The sequence below is a fragment of the Streptomyces sp. CLV115 genome, from assembly GCF_038448545.1.
Classification (GTDB): Bacteria; Actinomycetota; Actinomycetes; order Streptomycetales; family Streptomycetaceae; genus Streptomyces; species Streptomyces sanglieri.
The window spans coordinates 1-16,459 of record NZ_JBCEWQ010000177.1; the positions used below are offsets into that span (position 1 = coordinate 1).

16 protein-coding genes are annotated in these 16,459 nt (G+C 71.8%); 9 read left to right on the forward strand and 7 right to left on the reverse strand.

Translation table 11 applies throughout. The annotated features are described in order from the left end of the window. Together AADR41_RS36130 and AADR41_RS36135 are read left to right on the forward strand one after the other, a co-directional pair. Nucleotides 1-665, forward strand: a 665-nt coding sequence (locus AADR41_RS36130) for a biotin/lipoyl-containing protein (RefSeq protein WP_342286204.1), incomplete at its 5' end; no start/stop codon positions are given. Nucleotides 666-807: 142 nt separating this feature from the next. After that, nucleotides 808-1,407, forward strand: coding sequence for a TetR/AcrR family transcriptional regulator (locus AADR41_RS36135; protein WP_342286205.1), 600 nt, complete (start codon nucleotides 808-810; stop codon nucleotides 1,405-1,407). Between the two features lie 146 nt (nucleotides 1,408-1,553). Here AADR41_RS36135 and AADR41_RS36140 read toward each other — a convergent pair whose 3' ends face one another. Both AADR41_RS36140 and AADR41_RS36145 read right to left on the reverse strand, forming a co-directional pair. Next, nucleotides 1,554-2,489: a DeoR/GlpR family DNA-binding transcription regulator gene (locus AADR41_RS36140; protein ID WP_446751170.1), complete on the reverse strand. Its 936-nt coding sequence runs from the start codon at nucleotides 2,487-2,489 to the stop codon at nucleotides 1,554-1,556. A 223-nt stretch (nucleotides 2,490-2,712) separates the two neighbouring features. Beyond that, nucleotides 2,713-4,152 carry an NAD(P)H-quinone dehydrogenase gene (locus AADR41_RS36145; protein ID WP_342286207.1) on the reverse strand — a complete coding sequence of 480 codons (1,440 nt, stop codon included), beginning with the start codon at nucleotides 4,150-4,152 and terminating at the stop codon, nucleotides 2,713-2,715. A 249-nt stretch (nucleotides 4,153-4,401) separates the two neighbouring features. On the opposite strand from AADR41_RS36145, the gene AADR41_RS36150 reads away from it, so the two are divergent. The 3 genes from AADR41_RS36150 (at nucleotide 4,402) to AADR41_RS36160 (ending at nucleotide 7,492) form a co-directional block, all read left to right on the forward strand. Next, nucleotides 4,402-4,839: a gamma-glutamylcyclotransferase gene (locus tag AADR41_RS36150; protein WP_072486709.1), complete on the forward strand. Its 438-nt coding sequence runs from the start codon at nucleotides 4,402-4,404 to the stop codon at nucleotides 4,837-4,839. A gap of 102 nt (nucleotides 4,840-4,941) precedes the next feature. Next, nucleotides 4,942-5,766 carry a purine-nucleoside phosphorylase gene (locus AADR41_RS36155; RefSeq protein WP_342286210.1) on the forward strand — a complete coding sequence of 275 codons (825 nt, stop codon included), beginning with the start codon at nucleotides 4,942-4,944 and terminating at the stop codon, nucleotides 5,764-5,766. Nucleotides 5,767-5,851: 85 nt separating this feature from the next. Then, complete coding sequence (locus AADR41_RS36160; RefSeq protein WP_342286211.1) at nucleotides 5,852-7,492, forward strand: phospho-sugar mutase; 1,641 nt, start codon at nucleotides 5,852-5,854, stop codon at nucleotides 7,490-7,492. 368 nt (nucleotides 7,493-7,860) lie between these two features. On the opposite strand, the gene AADR41_RS36165 is transcribed toward AADR41_RS36160, so the two are convergent. Beyond that, complete coding sequence (locus AADR41_RS36165; RefSeq protein ID WP_342286213.1) at nucleotides 7,861-8,511, reverse strand: PH domain-containing protein; 651 nt, start codon at nucleotides 8,509-8,511, stop codon at nucleotides 7,861-7,863. A 124-nt stretch (nucleotides 8,512-8,635) separates the two neighbouring features. Here AADR41_RS36165 and deoC point away from each other — a divergent pair, with 124 nt between their 5' ends. The 3 genes from deoC to AADR41_RS36180 are packed head-to-tail and all read left to right on the forward strand — an operon-like array spanning nucleotide 8,636 to nucleotide 11,938. Then, entirely contained in the window at nucleotides 8,636-9,598 is a 963-nt protein-coding gene (gene deoC / locus AADR41_RS36170) for a deoxyribose-phosphate aldolase (RefSeq protein WP_259928267.1), read from the forward strand. Between the two features lie 5 nt (nucleotides 9,599-9,603). After that, nucleotides 9,604-11,043 (forward strand): aldehyde dehydrogenase family protein, encoded by a 1,440-nt coding sequence (locus tag AADR41_RS36175; protein ID WP_342286214.1) that lies wholly within the window; start codon nucleotides 9,604-9,606, stop codon nucleotides 11,041-11,043. Continuing rightward, a complete protein-coding gene (locus AADR41_RS36180; RefSeq protein WP_342286216.1) occupies nucleotides 11,033-11,938 on the forward strand; it encodes an aldehyde dehydrogenase family protein in 906 nt (301 codons plus the stop codon). The genes AADR41_RS36175 and AADR41_RS36180 overlap by 11 nt, the downstream gene beginning before the upstream one ends. A gap of 68 nt (nucleotides 11,939-12,006) precedes the next feature. Here the strand turns inward: AADR41_RS36180 and AADR41_RS36185 are convergent, their stop codons facing one another. Beyond that, nucleotides 12,007-12,426 (reverse strand): hypothetical protein, encoded by a 420-nt coding sequence (locus AADR41_RS36185; RefSeq protein ID WP_342286218.1) that lies wholly within the window; start codon nucleotides 12,424-12,426, stop codon nucleotides 12,007-12,009. Between the two features lie 63 nt (nucleotides 12,427-12,489). Between AADR41_RS36185 and AADR41_RS36190 the strand changes: the two genes are divergently transcribed. Continuing rightward, the gene (locus AADR41_RS36190) at nucleotides 12,490-13,200 is read left to right on the forward strand and encodes a uridine kinase family protein (RefSeq protein ID WP_342286219.1); all 711 of its coding nucleotides are present in this window, start codon (nucleotides 12,490-12,492) and stop codon (nucleotides 13,198-13,200) included. 16 nt (nucleotides 13,201-13,216) lie between these two features. Here the strand turns inward: AADR41_RS36190 and AADR41_RS36195 are convergent, their stop codons facing one another. The 3 genes from AADR41_RS36195 to AADR41_RS36205 all read right to left on the reverse strand — a co-directional run bounded on the left by AADR41_RS36195 (nucleotide 13,217) and on the right by AADR41_RS36205 (nucleotide 16,314). Next, nucleotides 13,217-14,275 (reverse strand): hypothetical protein, encoded by a 1,059-nt coding sequence (locus tag AADR41_RS36195; protein ID WP_342286220.1) that lies wholly within the window; start codon nucleotides 14,273-14,275, stop codon nucleotides 13,217-13,219. Between the two features lie 65 nt (nucleotides 14,276-14,340). Then, nucleotides 14,341-15,333 (reverse strand): hypothetical protein, encoded by a 993-nt coding sequence (locus AADR41_RS36200; protein ID WP_342286221.1) that lies wholly within the window; start codon nucleotides 15,331-15,333, stop codon nucleotides 14,341-14,343. A 54-nt stretch (nucleotides 15,334-15,387) separates the two neighbouring features. Continuing rightward, nucleotides 15,388-16,314, reverse strand: coding sequence for a hypothetical protein (locus AADR41_RS36205; RefSeq protein ID WP_342286222.1), 927 nt, complete (start codon nucleotides 16,312-16,314; stop codon nucleotides 15,388-15,390). Nucleotides 16,315-16,459: the final 145 nt, after the last annotated feature.

Consider the following 16,459-nt stretch of genomic DNA (forward strand, 5'->3'; position numbering starts at 1 on the left):
GCCTCGACGCCGGCGTCGAATCCGGCTCCGTCATCGGCCCCGCCTGGGACTCCCTGCTCGCCAAACTCGTCGTGACCGGCGCGACCCGCGAACAGGCACTCCAGCGCGCCGCCCGCGCACTGGCCGAATTCAACGTCGAAGGCATGGCCACCGCCATCCCCTTCCACCGCGCCGTCGTCACCGACCCCGCCTTCACCAGCGAACCGTTCCACGTCCACACCCGCTGGATCGAAACCGAGTTCGTCAACGACATCAAACCCTTCACCGCCACCGCCGACACCGAGACCGAGGAAGAAGCCGGCCGCGAGACCGTCGTGGTCGAGGTCGGCGGCAAACGCCTGGAGGTCTCCCTGCCCTCCTCACTCGGCATGAGCCTGGCCCGCACCGGACTCGCCGCAGGCGCCAAACCCAAACGCCGCGCCGCGAAGAAGTCCGGCTCGGCCGTCTCCGGCGACACCCTCGCATCCCCCATGCAGGGCACCATCGTCAAGATCGCCGTCGAAGAAGGCCAGCAAGTCCAGGAAGGCGACCTCGTCGTCGTCCTGGAAGCCATGAAGATGGAACAACCCCTCAACGCGCACCGCTCCGGCACCGTCAAGGGCCTCGCCGCCGAGGTCGGCAGCTCGGTCTCCTCCGGCGCCGTCATCTGCGAGATCAAGGACTGATCGACGCGGTATCCGGCCTCAGGGGCCCCGCGGAGCCTTATGGCTTCCCGCGGGGCCCTTTGCCGTACGCGGCGGTCCCGGCGCACCCGGGTGGCGTGCGATGGCATCCTGGACCCCGAGGCGGAAGAAGGGAGGCTGCGCGATGGCGACCAGTACGGCGCAGACGCCGCCCCGTCCCATGCGTGCCGACGCGCGCCGGAACTACGACCGGCTGCTGGGCGAGGCCCGGACCGCCTTCGCGGAGCACGGCACCGATGCGTCCCTGGAGGACATCGCGCGGCGCGCGGGCGTGGGGATCGGCACGCTGTACCGGCACTTCCCGAACCGGCACGCACTGATGAACGCGGTCTTCCAGGAGGCCCTGACGTCTCTGATCACCCGTTCCCGGGAGCTCGCGCAGGCGCGGCAGCCGTGTGCGGGGCTGGTGGAGTGGCTGGGCGCGATCATCGCCCACGCGGGTGAATACCGGGGGCTGGCTCAGGCACTCATGTCGACGTCACGGGACGAGACTTCGGCCCTCTCGCAGTGCAATGTGCCGTTGCGCGAGGCGGGGGCGGTGCTGCTGGTGCGGGCGCAGGAGAGCGGGGCGGTGCGGCCGGATGTGTCGATCGGCGACCTGCTGCAGCTGACGAATGCGATCGCGCTGGCAGCCGAACAGTCTCCGGACGACCCGGAGTTGGCGGGGCGGCTGCTGATGCTGACCTTGCAGGGACTCAAGGGGGCGCGCGCGGAGGAGGGCTGAGCGGGCAGCGGGACGGTGCGCGTTCGCCTGCCGCGCGGGGCTGTTCCCCCGCCCGCCCCTCACCGCAACCGGGGCTCCGCCCGGATCCCGCGCCCGAAACACCGTCGGGGCCGGAATTCCGCCCCGCCGACGTGGGGGCCCGCTTCCTACCGGCGCCGCAGGTCCGCCACCCGCGCCCGGTCCCCCTGCTCCGCCACCACCGCCGCGCTCCGCAGCTGCTGCGGGCCCGGTCCCCCGGGCCCGCTCCCGGGCGTACGGCGCTGGCCGGGCAGCGGCATGTCACGGCGGCCCTGCTGCCGGCCGTGCGGCAGGTTCTCGGCCGTCGTGGTGCCGCTTCCCGAGCCGGCCACCGCGATCTGTACCCCCTGGTCCGCGAGGGCCTGCAGCTCGGTGGCGGCGCGGTCGTCGTGGCCGGGAGGCTCGTCCGTCACCAGACGGGTGATGAGGTCGGTCGGCACCGTCTGGAACATGGTGTCGGAGCCGAGCTTGGTGTGGTCGGCCAGGACCACCACCTCGGCGGCCGCCTGCACCAGCGCCCGGTCCACGCTCGCGGAGAGCATGTTGGACGTGGACAGGCCACGCTCCGCGGTGAGCCCGCTCCCGGAGAGGAACGCGCGCGAGACCCGCAGCCCCTGAAGGGACTGCTCGGCGCCGCTGCCCACCAGGGCGTAGTTGGAACCGCGCAGGGTGCCGCCGGTCATCACCACCTCCACCCGGTTGGCATGGGCCAACGCCTGGGCGACCAGCAGGGAGTTGGTGACGACGGTCAGGCCGGGGACGCGCGCGAGCCGGCGGGCCAGCTCCTGCGTGGTCGTACCGGCACCGACGACGATGGCCTCGCCCTCCTCGACGAGACCGGCGGCCAGGTCGGCGATGGCCGTCTTCTCCGCGGTGGCGAGATGGGATTTCTGCGGAATGCCGGAGTCCCGCGTGAAACCGCCCGGCAGTACCGCACCGCCGTGCCGGCGGTCGAGGAGTCCTTCTGCCTCCAGTGCCCGCACGTCCCGCCGTACGGTCACTTCGGAGGTCTGGACGACGCGGGCGAGCTCACGGAGCGATACCGCCCCGTTGGCACGCACCATTTCGAGGATCAACTGACGACGTTCTGCAGCGAACACGAAACTGACAGTAACGTGACCGCCCGAGTGTTTTCAGCGGTTTGCGCCGAATAACGGAAGTTGTACATACAAGGGGCCGCCAAGTGGTATAGGCGGCCCCGTTGTTGTTCTGTACTGATCGGGTGGCCGTCGCCGGACCGCCCGAGTTGCCGGGAGTTGCCGGGGATTTACCGGGTTCCCGGGGCGGTTACGCCTCGCCCGCGCGCTTACGGGTGTGCAACTGCCGGGCCACTTCGGCGATCGAACCCGACAGGGACGGATACACCGTGAAGGCGTTTGCGATCTGTTCCACCGTCAAATTGTTGTCGACCGCGATCGAGATGGGGTGAATGAGTTCGCTCGCGCGCGGCGCGACGACACAGCCGCCGACCACGATGCCGGTGCCGGGACGGCAGAAGATCTTGACGAAGCCGTCGCGGATGCCCTGCATCTTGGCGCGCGGATTGCGCAGCAGCGGCAGCTTGACCACCCGGGCGTCGATCTTGCCCGCGTCGACGTCGGCCTGGGTGTAGCCGACGGTGGCGATCTCGGGGTCGGTGAAGACGTTCGACGAGACCGTCTTCAGGTCCAGCGGGGCCACCGCGTCGCCGAGGAAGTGGTACATCGCGATCCGGCCCTGCATGGCGGCGACCGAGGCGAGGGCGAAGATCCCGGTGACGTCACCGGCCGCGTACACGCCGGGCGCGCTGGTGCGCGAGACCTTGTCGGTCCAGATGTGGCCGGACTCCTTGAGCCGGACCCCGGCCTCCTCCAGGCCCATGCCCGCGCTGTTGGGGATCGCGCCGACCGCCATCAGGCAGTGCGAGCCGGAGATGACCCGGCCGTCGGCGAGGGTGACCTCGACCCGGTCGCCGACCCGCTTGGCGGCCTGGGCGCGGGAGCGGGCCATGACGTTCATGCCGCGGCGCCGGAAGACGTCCTCCAGCACGGCTGCCGCATCCGGGTCCTCGCCCGGCAGCACCCGGTCGCGGGACGAGACGAGGGTGACGCGCGAGCCGAGCGCCTGGTAGGCGCCCGCGAACTCGGCGCCCGTCACGCCGGAGCCGACCACGATGAGCTCCTCGGGGAGCTCGTCGAGGTCGTAGACCTGGGTCCAGTTCAGGATCCGCTCGCCGTCGGGCAGCGCGTCCGGGATCTCCCGGGGGTGACCGCCGGTGGCGATCAGCACGGCGTCGGCGGTGAGCGTCTCCTCGGTGCCGTCGGCGGCGGTCACGACGACCTTGCGGGAGCCGTCGGCGGCCTGGAGGCCGTCCAGCCGGCCGCGGCCGCGCATCACGCGGGCGCCGGCCCGGGTGACGGAGGCGGTGATGTCGTGGGACTGGGCGAGCGCCAGGCGCTTCACCCGTCGGTTGACCTTGCCGAGGTCGACGCCGACGACGCGGGCGGCCTGCTCCACGTGCGGGGTGTCGTCCGCGACGATGATGCCCAGCTCCTGGTACGAGGAGTCGAAGGTGGTCATCACCTCCGCCGTCGCGATCAGGGTCTTCGAGGGCACGCAGTCGGTGAGCACGGACGCGCCGCCGAGGCCGTCGCAGTCGACGACGGTCACCTCCGCACCGAGCTGGGCGCCCACCAACGCCGCCTCGTAGCCGCCGGGTCCGCCGCCGATGATCACGATCCGGGTCACGAAAAGTCCGCCTCGCGTATGTCATCCCGCGGCCGTCTGCTGCCCCGGCCGGGGGTCCGGGGGAGCGCCCCGGGGGAATGCAGTACGTACTTCATTGTCCCGCACGCGCCAAGGTGCTTCGCCCCGGGGCCCTCCATACGTGCGCCGGGGCGTGCGCGCCGGGGCCCGGGAGCGGGAAGCGGAACCTCGCGAGTGGTCTTCCGCACCGGAATCGACGTTCCCCCCGTCACCTCCCGTACCCTCGAACCCATGTCGCTCTACGCCGCGTACGCCGGCAACCTCGACGCGCGGCTGATGACGCGCCGCGCACCGCATTCCCCGCTGCGCGGCACCGGCTGGCTCAACGGCTGGCGGCTGACCTTCGGCGGGGAGCAGATGGGCTGGGAAGGCGCGCTGGCCACGGTGGTGGAGGCGCCCCGTTCCCAGGTCTTCGTGGCGCTGTACGACCTGGCGCCGATGGACGAGGACTCCATGGACCGGTGGGAGGGTGTCGGCCTCGACATCTACCGGCGGATGCGGGTGCGGGTGCACACCCTGGACGGCGAGGAGCCGGCCTGGATGTACGTGCTGAACGGCTACGAGGGCGGGCTGCCGTCCGCCCGCTACCTGGGCGAGATCGCCGACGCCGCGGAGTCCGCGGGCGCGCCGCACGACTATGTGATGGAACTCCGCAAGCGCCCCTGCTGACCCGGCCGACCAGCACTTTTGTGTGAAAGTACGAGCAATCGCGTACAGACTCTGCGCATGGGCATCTACGCGCGTAGGGAATCACCGGCTACCCTCATCCGCGTGAACGCATCAGTTATTCCGGACAACATCCAGGGCGACCCGTACACGGCCGCCGCCGACGCCGCCGCCCGCCTGCGCGAGCTGACCGGTGCCGAGACCCACGACGTCGCGCTCGTGATGGGTTCCGGCTGGGCGCCCGCGGGCGATGCGCTCGGCGCTCCGGAGGCCGAGTTCCCGGTGACCGAGCTGCCCGGTTTCCCGGCGCCCGCGGTACAGGGGCACGGCGGGACGATCCGCTCGTACCGGATCGGTGAGAAGCGGGTCCTGGTCTTCCTGGGCCGCACCCACTTCTACGAGGGCCGGGGCGTGGCCGCCGTCGCGCACGGGGTCCGTACCGCCGTCGCGGCCGGCTGCCGGACCGTCGTCCTGACCAATGGCTGCGGCGGTCTGCGCGAGGGCATGCGCCCCGGTCAGCCGGTGCTGATCAGCGACCACATCAACCTGACGGCGGCGTCCCCGATCATCGGCGCCAACTTCGTCGACCTGACCGACCTGTACTCGCCGCGGCTGCGCGCGCTGTGCAAGGAGGTCGACGAGACCCTCGAAGAGGGCGTGTACGTGCAGTTCCCCGGCCCGCACTACGAGACGCCGGCCGAGATCAACATGGTCCGCGTGATGGGCGGCGACCTGGTCGGCATGTCCACCGTGCTGGAGGCCATCGCCGCCCGCGAGGCGGGCGCCGAGGTGCTGGGCATCTCGCTGGTCACCAACCTCGCGGCCGGGCTGAGCGGGGAGCCGCTCAACCACGAAGAGGTGCTCCAGGCGGGCCGGGACTCCGCCACGCGCATGGGCGCGCTGCTGGCCCGGGTCCTCGAACGCATCTGACCGGTCGCGGCCGTTCCCCGGGGCCGGACCCCGGGGCCGCACCCCACCCACGAAGACACCCCGGACAGCCGGAAAGGCGGACACCGTGCAGCAGGACCTCATCGCGCAGGCCAGGGCATGGCTCGCGGAGGACCCCGATCCCGAGACCCGCGACGAGCTCGCCGGGCTCATCGAGGCCGCGGATCTCGACGAGCTCGCCGCACGGTTCGCCGGCACGCTGCAGTTCGGCACCGCCGGGCTCCGCGGTGAGCTGGGCGCCGGGCCGATGCGGATGAACCGCTCCGTCGTCATCCGCGCCGCGGCCGGCCTCGCCGCCTACCTCAAGGCGCAGGGGCAGGGCGGCGGGCTCGTCGTCATCGGGTACGACGCCCGGTACAGGTCCGCCGACTTCGCCCGCGACACCGCAGCCGTGATGACCGGCGCGGGCCTGCGGGCGGCGGTGCTCCCCCGCCCGCTCCCCACTCCCGTGCTGGCGTACGCCATAAGGCACCTGGGCGCCGTCGCGGGCGTCGAGGTGACCGCCAGCCACAACCCGCCGCGCGACAACGGCTACAAGGTCTACCTCGGCGACGGCTCGCAGATCGTCCCCCCGGCGGACGGCGAGATCGCCGCCGCGATCGCCGGCGTCGGCCCGCTCGACGGCGTGGCCCGCCCCGACGACGGCTGGGAGACCCTCGGCGACGAGGTCCTGGCGGCCTATCTGGCCCGTACGGACACCGTGCTCGCCACCGGGTCGCCGCGTACCGCCCGGGTCGTGTACACGGCGATGCACGGTGTCGGTACCTCCGTGCTGACCGCCGCGTTCGACCGGGCCGGGTTCCCCGCGCCGGTGCTCGTCGCGGAGCAGGCCGAGCCGGACCCGGCGTTCCCCACCGTCGCGTTCCCCAATCCGGAGGAGCCCGGCGCGATGGACCTCGCCTTCGCGACCGCGCGCCGCACGGACCCCGACATCGTCATCGCCAACGACCCGGACGCCGACCGCTGCGCCGTTGCCGTCCCGGACCCGGCCGCCGAGGGCGGCTGGCGGATGCTGCGCGGCGACGAGGTCGGTGCGCTGCTCGCCGCCCATCTGGTGGACCGGGGCGTGAGCGGGGTCTTCGCCGAGTCGATCGTGTCGTCCTCGCTGCTCGGCCGGATCGCCGCGAAGGCGGGGCTCGGTCACGAGGAGACGCTGACCGGCTTCAAGTGGATCGCCCGGGTGGACGGGCTGCGGTACGGGTACGAGGAGGCGCTCGGCTACTGCGTCGACCCCGACGGCGTGCGCGACAAGGACGGCATAACGGCCGCGCTGCTCGTCGCCGAGCTGGCCTCGGTGCTCAAGGAGCGAGGGCGTACGCTGCTCGATCTCCTCGACGACCTCGCGCTCGCGCACGGGCTGCACGCCACCGACCAGCTGTCGGTGCGGGTGAAGGACCTGTCGGTCATCTCCGACGCCATGGCGCGGCTGCGCGAGCGGCCTCCGGCCGCGCTCGCGGGCCTCGACGTCACCTCGGCCGAGGACCTGGCGCGGGGAACGGAGCTGCTGCCGCCCACCGACGGGCTCCGCTACCACCTGCGGGGCGCCCGGGTGATCGTCCGCCCGAGCGGCACCGAGCCGAAGCTCAAGTGCTACCTGGAGGTCGTGGTGCCGGTCGCCTCGGCGGACGAACTTCCGGCGGCCCGCGCCGAGGGCGCCCGGCTGCTCGACGGGATCAAGCGCGATCTGGCGGCCGCCGCCGGGATCTGACCCCCGGTCGGCGGCCGAGGGGGCCGGCCGCGGCGGCACCCGCCCGAGCAGCACGACCTGTCACGCGGACGGCTCGCGCCGCCGTCCGTGGGGGCGGGCCGCACGTCGGGCCGCGCCGCACCCCGGACTCGGACAACGACGCCACGTCCCGGCCGGTCGGGGCGGCCGTCCGCGTCCGGGGCTCCTGCGGGCGGCCCGAGGACCGCGGTCGGGGCGGCCACGGACGGCACTGGCGCCGGACCTTCGGCGGGACGTCCACGACGGGCGGTGCGACCGCCGCCGGGGGCCACGTCGGCGTCGGGCAAGGCCCCGGACACGGGTGAGGCCCGCACCGGCGAACGCGGTGCGGGCCTCACCCGTGTCCGGTCTCAGCCGGTCGCGAGCAGCACCACCAGCAGCAGCGCGCCCACCACCGTCGGCGCGATCACCTCGAACGCCCAGCGCACCGACACCGACGACTCGGCGGACTCCCCGGCGGCCGCGCCGCCCGTCTTCGCCCGCTCCGCCAGTTCGCGCAGGTCCGCCATGGTCTGGTCGGCCGTCGCCATCCGGGCCTTGGTGTCACGGACGTCGGCGTGCACGGACGTGCGGTCGTACGGGTCGTCCAGCGACCGCCGGGACTGCTGCCGGGCCGCCTTCTTCCGCTGCCGCAGCGACACCGGCACCGCCCAGAGCTGGTACTTGGCGCCGCCCTCGGTGAACAGCTCGCACGAATACCCGGCCCGCAGGTCCGAGACCTCGGTCCACGGCATGCTGATCGTCCGGAACGGGTTGCGGATCCGGATGCGGTGGTCGTTGGCGAGCACGACCGGCCGCAGCGTGAACGCGACGACCATCGGCACCGCCGTGAGCATCCCGGCGAGCGCCAGCCAGGGCACCCGGCCCTCGCCCCGGAACGCTGCGTCCCCGCCGATCCAGCAGATGAGCAGGAGCAGCAGGACGCCCCCGACCATCCCGGCGGGCGAGCGGAAGGTCCGGTCGGCGTAGACCGGCTCGGCGGGTGGTGTGGGGCTCGTCATGGGCCCGATTCTGCCTGACGCCCCGGCGGGGTGCCGGGGCGGCCGCCCCGGTACCGCGTCCCGCGCGGAGAGGTGGTCCCCCTGTACAGGTCGCTACGCGCGTAGATATGCTCCCCTGGTGACCATGCCCACCACTGCTCCCGCATTCTCCGACGCGACCGCGTCCGACAGTGCGCTGCGCCGCTTCCTGCACGGGCTGCCCGGCGTCGACGCCGTCGGCCTCGAAGCGCGCGCCGCGTCCCTCGGAACCCGTTCGATCAAGACGACCGCCAAGGCGTACGCCATCGACCTGGCCATCTCGATGATCGACCTGACGACGCTGGAAGGCGCGGACACCCCGGGCAAGGTCCGGGCTCTCGCCGCCAAGGCCGTCAATCCCGACCCGACCGACCGCACGACCCCGCGCACCGCGGCGGTCTGCGTCTACCCCGACATGGCGGCGACCGCCGTCGCCGCGCTGGCCGGCTCCGGCGTGAAGGTGGCCTCCGTGGCGACGGCCTTCCCGGCCGGCCGCGCCGCGCTCGACGTGAAGCTCGCGGACGTCCGCGACGCCGTGGCCGCCGGGGCCGACGAGATCGACATGGTGATCGACCGGGGCGCCTTCCTCTCCGGCCGCTATCTGAAGGTGTACGAGGAGATCCTCGCCGTGAAGGCCGAGTGCGCGCGGGCCGACGGCCCCGACGCCCGGCTGAAGGTGATCTTCGAGACCGGCGAGCTGTCCACGTACGACAACATCCGCCGCGCCTCCTGGCTCGGCATGCTGGCGGGCGCCGACTTCATCAAGACCTCGACCGGCAAGGTCGGGACCAACGCCACGCCCGCCAATACGCTGCTGATGCTGGAGGCCGTGCGCGACTTCCGCGCGCAGACCGGCGTACAGATCGGCGTGAAGCCGGCCGGCGGCATCCGCACCTCCAAGGACGCGATCAAGTTCCTGGTGCTGGTGAACGAGACGGCGGGCGAGGACTGGCTGGACAACCACTGGTTCCGGTTCGGCGCCTCCAGCCTGCTGAACGACCTGCTGATGCAGCGCCAGAAGCTCAGCACCGGCCGTTACTCCGGCCCCGATTACGTGACGGTGGACTGATCCCCATGGCATCTGCATTCGAGTACGCCCCCGCCCCCGAGTCGCGCGCGGTCGTCGACATCGCGCCCTCGTACGGACTGTTCATCGACGGCGAGTTCACCGAGGCGGCCGACGGCAAGGTCTTCAAGACGGTCTCGCCGAGCACCGAGGAGGTGCTCTCCGAGGTCGCGCAGGCCGGTGCGGCCGACGTCGACCGGGCCGTGAAGGCGGCCCGCAAGGCGTTCGAGAAGTGGTCGGCGCTGCCCGGCTCCGAGCGCGCCAAGTACCTCTTCCGGATCGCCCGGATCATCCAGGAGCGCAGCCGCGAGCTCGCCGTCCTGGAGACCCTGGACAACGGCAAGCCGATCAAGGAGACGAGGGACGCCGACCTCCCCCTCGTCGCCGCGCACTTCTTCTACTACGCGGGCTGGGCCGACAAGCTGGACCACGCGGGCTACGGCCCGAACCCGGCCCCCCTCGGCGTCGCGGGCCAGGTCATCCCCTGGAACTTCCCCCTCCTGATGCTGGCCTGGAAGATCGCCCCGGCGCTCGCCACCGGCAACACGGTGGTCCTCAAGCCCGCCGAGACGACGCCGCTCTCCGCGCTGTTCTTCGCGGACATCTGCCGCCAGGCAGGCCTGCCCAGGGGCGTCGTGAACATCCTTCCCGGGTACGGGGACGCGGGCGCCGCCCTCGTCGAGCACGAGGACGTCGACAAGGTCGCGTTCACCGGCTCGACCGCGGTCGGCAAGGCCATCGCCCGCCAGGTCGCCGGCACCGGCAAGAAGGTCACCCTCGAACTGGGCGGCAAGGGCGCCAACATCGTCTTCGACGACGCCCCGATCGACCAGGCCGTCGAGGGCATCGTCACCGGCATCTTCTTCAACCAGGGCCAGGTCTGCTGCGCGGGCTCGCGCCTGCTCGTCCAGGAGTCGGTCCAGGACGAGCTGCTGGACGCGCTGAAGCGCCGTCTCTCCACGCTCCGGCTGGGCGACCCGCTGGACAAGAACACCGACATCGGCGCGATCAACTCCGCGGAGCAGCTCGCCCGGATCACCGCGCTCACCGAGACGGGCGAGGCGGAGGGCGCGGAACGCTGGAGCGCCCCCTGCGAACTCCCCTCCGCCGGTTACTGGTTCGCGCCGACGCTGTTCACCAACGTCACCCAGGCGCACACCATCGCCCGCGACGAGATCTTCGGCCCGGTGCTGTCGGTGCTGTCCTTCCGCACGCCCGACGAGGCGGTCGCCAAGGCCAACAACAGCCAGTACGGCCTCTCGGCCGGCATCTGGACGGAGAAGGGCTCCCGCATCCTCGCGGTGGCGAACAAGCTCCGGGCGGGCGTCGTCTGGGCCAACACGTTCAACAAGTTCGACCCGACCTCGCCCTTCGGCGGATACAAGGAGTCGGGCTTCGGCCGCGAAGGCGGCCGTCACGGCCTGGAGGCGTACCTCGATGTCCGATAACCGTCTGAGCGTCTTCAAGACCTACAAGCTGTACGTCGGGGGCAAGTTCCCCCGCTCCGAGAGCGGCCGGGTGTACGAGGTGACGGACTCGAAGGGCAAGTGGCTGGCGAACGCCCCCCAGTCCTCCCGCAAGGACGCGCGCGACGCGGTCGTGGCCGCCCGCAAGGCGTTCGGCGGCTGGTCGGGCGCCACGGCGTACAACCGCGGCCAGGTCCTCTACCGCGTCGCGGAGATGCTGGAGGGCCGCAGGGACCAGTTCGTACGGGAGGTGGCGGACGCGGAGGGCCTGTCGAAGTCCAAGGCGGCGGCCGTCGTGGACGCGGCGATCGACCGCTGGGTCTGGTACGCGGGCTGGACCGACAAGATCGGCCAGGTCGTGGGCGGGGCGAACCCGGTCGCGGGCCCGTTCTTCAACCTGTCCACCCCCGAGCCGACCGGTGTCGTCACGGTCCTGGCCCCGCAGGAGTCGTCGTTCCTGGGCCTGGTCTCGGTGATCGCCCCGGTGATCGCGACCGGCAACACGGCCGTCGTCGTCGCCTCGGCGGACTCTCCGCTCCCGGCCCTGTCCCTGGGCGAGGTGCTGGCCACCTCCGACCTGCCGGGCGGCGTGGTGAACATCCTGTCCGGCAGGACGGCGGAGATCGCGACGCCGCTCGCCTCCCACCAGGACGTCAACGCCATCGACCTCACGGGCGCCGACGCCGCGCTGGCGAAGGAACTGGAGATCGCGGCGGCCGACAACCTGAAGCGCGTCCTGCGTCCACAGCCTGTGGACGCGGACGGCGCCGCGGACTGGACGGCCGATCCCGGCACCCGCCGCCTGACGGCCTTCCTGGAGACCAAGACGGTCTGGCACCCGACGGGCGCCCTCGGCGTCTCGGGCTCCTCGTACTGACCGACTCCCCGCACACGGCAGCGGCCTGTCCCTCCGGAACCCCGGAGGGACAGGCCGTTCCCGCCTGCTCAGCCGCCGTGCAGCGACTGCGCCAGCGGCCCGACCACCGGCAGGTCCTTCAGCGCGCCACCGCTGGTCAGCGGGTCGGTGACGGCGGCCGTGGAGAGCGGCTTGAAGTCGGCGATCTGCGTGCCCACCGCGTTGTTCAGTGGGTCCGTGCCCGTGCCGGCCAGCGGGTCGAGCCGCAGATGCGTCACCGGGGCGATGCCGCCCCTGAGCGAGTGACCCAGCGCCCCGGTGACCGCACCACCGGCGGCGTCACCGGCCTCACCGAGTGCGGTGTCGGCACCCACGACCGGCACGTGGGGCAGCGGCGCCGCCTGGGCCGCCGCACCCCCCGCACCGAGCGCGGAACCCACCGCGGTGACGGTCAGACCTGCTCGCAGCAGTGCGCGGCGCCGGGACTTGGAAAGTGCATGACGTGCCATGGAATTCCCACCTGATCGAGACGATCGAGTAATCAGCCGAGCACTTAGAGTAGTTGAGGTGTGATGCTCGATACCAACAGGGGCACCGGGGGATCCCCTGTGCGGGTCAATGCCTCACACTCGTGTCCTGTGAATTCCCAACCGATCCCGACCCGCGTCGTACTGCTCGCGGGCCCTTCCGGCTCCGGCAAGTCCTCCCTGGCCGCCCGCACCGACCTGCCGGTGCTGCGCCTGGACGACTTCTACAAGGAGGGCGACGACCCCACGCTGCCGCTCGTTCCCGGCAGTACGGACATCGACTGGGACTCCGCACAGTCCTGGGACGCCGACGCCGCGGTCGCCGCGATCATGGAGCTGTGCCGCACCGGGCGCACCCACGTCCCGGTCTACGACATCTCCACCAGCTCCCGGGTCGACCGGGAGGCCCTGCACATCGAGCGCACACCGCTGTTCGTGGCCGAGGGGATCTTCGCGGCGGACATAGTCGGGCGCTGCCAGGAACTCGGCGTCCTGGCCGACGCGCTCTGCCTGCGCGGCCGCCCGACCACGACGTTCCGCCGCCGCCTGCTCCGGGACCTGCGCGAGGGCCGCAAGTCGGTGCCGTTCCTGCTGCGGCGCGGCTGGCGGCTGATGCGCGCGGAACGCCGGATCGTGGCCCGCCAGACGGCCCTGGGCGCCCACCCGTGCGGGAAGGAAGAGGCCCTGGGCCGCCTGGCCGCCGCGGCGGCGGGACGGTGCCGGCGGGCGCCGGTGGGGACGCCGGTTCCGGAGTAGGCCGGGCCCCGGTCCGTCAGCGCCTCGCGGAGGTGGCGCAGCCGAAGGTCTCGGTCGCGGATTTCACGAAGGACTCGAAGTACGTGTCCCGCGCCGGAAGGTCCGGATGGCGCTTGCGGGCCTCCAAGTACTGCAGCCCCGACTCGGACGCCAGATAGAGCTCGCCCTGGGCACAGGACAGAACAACCCCTGTCCTCTCGACGACCTCCGCTTCGCGCCCGCCCGGCGCCTCGCCCTTGCTGGTGCCCGGCGCCTTCTTCACAGCGGCGATGAGCAGCGGGTCCCGGGAAGCCGTGTACGTCATGAAGCCGTCCTCACGGGCCGGGCCACGTGAGTCGTCGTCCAGGAAGACCCTGCACGACCACAGATCGGCGGGCGCCCGCTGGCCCGCTTCGAGTACCTCGGTGTCCGCCGGCACCTGGCCGCGGACGGAGAAGCCGTCAAGACCGCACACCCGCCCGTCGGAAGCCGGGCGGGCCGCCTCGGAGCGCGGCGGCAGGAGCGTTCCGGGCTCCTCCGGCAGGTACCCGCACGCGGCCCCGGCCGCGACGGCGCGTGCGGCATCGGTGATCAGGGCGGCGAACGCCTTGCCGTCGGAGATCGGTTCGCTGGAACTTGCCCCGACGATCAGCGGCTGCTTCGCCCAGCACTTCTCGGGCAGCAGCACCCATCCCCGGTACTTGTCGACTCCGCCGGTCACCTTCCCGGCGAAGAACGACTCCTCAGGCAGTTCCGGCCACGCTTCGTCCTTCAAAGGGGCATCGCCGTCTTCCTCCCGGACCCTGAGGGTCAGCGTGCCCTTTCCGGAGCCGAACACGACGGACGACTTCTCGACCTCGCACACCGTGTCCTTCAGCTCGTCGGCAAGACCTTCCCCCTCGGCATCAAGACGACCGGACCCCGGAAGAACCCCATCCGCCTTCGCCGTGGAGACGAGCCCTCCGCACAGCCGGTCCCCCGTCAGCGCATTGGTGTTGCGGTAACCATGCATCAGCCCGGCAACCACCACGACCAGGACGGCCGCGGCAACCCAGACCTTCCGCCCCGGCCTCGTACGTCCCTCTGCTGTGCCCACTCGCTCACTTCCTGGTTCGCAGGGCCGAATATGCTTCCTCGCGGCCGGTGACGCAGCGTCGCAGCTCAGTCCAGGTATGCCAGGGCCTCGCGGCGGGCCGCCTTCTGGCCGCTTTCGACCCGCTCGCGCGCCGCCTCCCGGTCGTCCCCAGTGACCCGCACCGCGTCGCACCACGCTCCGAACAGCGACGCGCCCTGGCTCTCCAGCGCTTCGGCACCCTTGTCGTTCACATCCGCGCGCCATCGGGCGACGAGGTGTCCGGCCGCGTCCTCGGAGAAGGCGGGAATAGCGGTCTTCCCTCCATCGCCCGCCGCCGACAGCTCGGCGAGGACCGCCGCCTGCCACTCCTGCCCACGGTTCTTCCCGAGATCGCGGACCACGTCGGCAGCCACCCCGTCGAGGTTGCCGAGAGCCCACGCGCTGCGTGCGGCGGGGGCGCTCAGCTCACTGCCTGTGCTGTCCGGCTCCGTCGCCACGAGCCCCTCGGCGCCCTGCAGCGTCAGCGCGTCGCGGATCACGGCGTAGGCGCCGGGATCCTCGGACACCGCCCGGACCACCGGCAGCAGCGTAGTCTTCCAGTCCACCGAAACGTGAACGCCGGCCCCGTCCTCCCAGGCAGGCTTGGTGGGAAGCCCACTCCTGACGTAGGCGGCCGAAGTCAGCCCCATGTTCTCCTGCAGGTCCGCACGGTAGTCGGCGAGAACCTGCCCCAGCGGCAGCCGCAGACCTGCGTCCAGCCCGCCGTCGGCCTCATCGGCACTCTCCGCGACCGCGAGGAGCACGTCCTTCATCGCCTGCGCCTGGCCCAGGGAATGCTTCCCCGGGGCCTGCCCCATCGTGACCGCTTTCACCGCCGCGCCCAGCTCGGCGCAGGCCATCCCCTCGTCGTAACGGTCGCCCAGCGCTTTCTCCACACGCGCGTCGTTCCGCACCACCTCGCAGGAGGACGGCCTGGAGGAGTCACGTACGAACCACGCCACACCCGCGCCGAGAAGACAGACGAGCAACAGGGCCAGGACAAGCAGCCAGGGACGCGGACGACCGCGGCGCTCCGACACGGGGGGCGCGCGGTCCTCAGCGGCGGGGGAACCTCCTGGAGTGGACAAAGGTCCTCAGTTCGTAGTGTCCGACAGGTATTTGTTGGCTGTGGCCGCACCATCCACGTGCGCCTCGTGTACATCCTGAGTAAGCGTGGACAGCACTGCCTTGCCTTGGGCGGTCGAGGTGTCGATGTCCGACCGGCCCTGCGCCCAACTGTCGACCATGAGGGACATCTGCTGCTCCGTTTCGAGGAACTGGGCGGCGACACCCGCGTTGGCGGTCGCGTCCGCTTCCGCCTTCAAGGCGTTTCCCACCTCCCATGCCCATACGTCCACGCCTCGCTGCAGAGCGTCGCCCACGGCGAATCCCCCAACCGTGATGGGGGTCAGCACGCCGCCGACAACGTGATAGAGCGCCTTGGACTTCCAGTCGGCCTCGGCGTACTCGTTCATGCGGGTGTCGTTGATGACGTCCTCCCTGATCCCGCTCAGGACGCCGAGAGCGTTCCCTCCCTCGCGGATCGGCTGGGACATCTGCTGATAACTCGCGTTCTCCGGGACACGCTCCATCCGGAGGTCGATGTAGCGGGACTCCGACTTGTGCAGCGTCCCGTAGGCCTCCGGGTCCTCGGAGACTCCGCGCATCACCTGGATCAGGTCTTTCGCGTTCACCGCGAGATGCGAACCGTCGGCGTCGGTGAAATATCCATCAGTGGCAGCCCTGATGTAGCCGGCGTCGTTACGCATGATCTGGTGCGTGTCGCCGGCATACTCCCCCAGCGCGTTCGCCAGCGGCTCGCGCAGCGCTTCCGGCACCGGGGCGTCGGTGCCCGAACTCGGCGCCAGCGTGCCGACTACGGCCTTCATGACCCTGGCCTCCGCCTCGCTGTGCTTCGCCTCGGGCCACGGGTCCTGGTTGTCCTTCAGCGGTACGTGCCCGGTGGCCCCGGCCTCCAGCGCCGCCCCCGGGCCTGCGCGGCTGCGGGGGTCGTCGTCCATCACCACCGTGGTCTGAGTCAGCCACGTACCTGTCCGCAGGCACACCCGTGCCCGGAACACCCTCCGCGCACGCGAACGGGGCCGGACCGGACCCCCCGGCCCGTCCGACCCCGCAGCACTTCCCCCGTACTCCGCCACCTCCCCC

What these genes read in the sequence shown, in the direction of transcription:
- AADR41_RS36135 (WP_342286205.1), top strand. Translation starts at nt 808, where the DNA reads ATGGCGACCAGTACGGCGCAGACGCCGCCCCGTCCCATGCGTGCCGAC.
- AADR41_RS36140 (WP_446751170.1), bottom strand. Translation starts at nt 2,489, where the DNA reads ATGGTGCGTGCCAACGGGGCGGTATCGCTCCGTGAGCTCGCCCGCGTC.
- AADR41_RS36150 (WP_072486709.1), top strand. Translation starts at nt 4,402, where the DNA reads ATGTCGCTCTACGCCGCGTACGCCGGCAACCTCGACGCGCGGCTGATG.
- AADR41_RS36165 (WP_342286213.1), bottom strand. Translation starts at nt 8,511, where the DNA reads ATGACGAGCCCCACACCACCCGCCGAGCCGGTCTACGCCGACCGGACC.
- deoC (WP_259928267.1), top strand. Translation starts at nt 8,636, where the DNA reads ATGCCCACCACTGCTCCCGCATTCTCCGACGCGACCGCGTCCGACAGT.
- AADR41_RS36175 (WP_342286214.1), top strand. Translation starts at nt 9,604, where the DNA reads ATGGCATCTGCATTCGAGTACGCCCCCGCCCCCGAGTCGCGCGCGGTC.
- AADR41_RS36180 (WP_342286216.1), top strand. Translation starts at nt 11,033, where the DNA reads ATGTCCGATAACCGTCTGAGCGTCTTCAAGACCTACAAGCTGTACGTC.
- AADR41_RS36185 (WP_342286218.1), bottom strand. Translation starts at nt 12,426, where the DNA reads ATGGCACGTCATGCACTTTCCAAGTCCCGGCGCCGCGCACTGCTGCGA.
- AADR41_RS36190 (WP_342286219.1), top strand. Translation starts at nt 12,490, where the DNA reads ATGCTCGATACCAACAGGGGCACCGGGGGATCCCCTGTGCGGGTCAAT.
- AADR41_RS36205 (WP_342286222.1), bottom strand. Translation starts at nt 16,314, where the DNA reads ATGGACGACGACCCCCGCAGCCGCGCAGGCCCGGGGGCGGCGCTGGAG.